Below are 465 nucleotides of genomic sequence, written 5' to 3' on the forward strand. Positions count from 1 at the left end.
GCATCGCTTGCTGCTGTCGCATCTGCTACGTTCTCAACTTTGTTGCCATTCGCATCTAAACCATTTGCTGTCACTTTGCCGGCAAATACTGGTGCGTCTGCCAACTGGATATCTAGCGTATTGCCAGTGATCACTGTCTTGATGTTGCTGTTCGAACCTGCGCCTGTTAAGCCACCGGTAATGTTCAGCGTCTCTCCAAGTTTACGATCAACTGTGCCACTGTTACCCGTGAAGGTCACTGGTTTAACCACTTCAGTGTTGAGGTTCGTTAATGCATCACCCACATTGTTCGCTGTTGTGGTCGTACCATCTGTTTTAGTGGTGACATAGCTTGGCGCACTGATTGCACCTGTGCTGTTGTCATATTTTGATCCACCACCTAAGTTGGTTGCAGTGCTATTACCTAAAGCATCGGTCTTGCTGCTTGATGCTGTAGTCGCTGCATCTAACTGACCTTTGTTGACC

The 465-nt window shown here is 48.0% G+C and carries 1 pseudogene; it reads right to left on the reverse strand.

The features are described 5' to 3' along the window. Positions 1-465 (reverse strand): annotated as a pseudogene (locus FY049_RS22250) (hypothetical protein); the annotation flags it as partial.

Source organism: Acinetobacter sp. 1125_18A, from assembly GCF_052824985.1.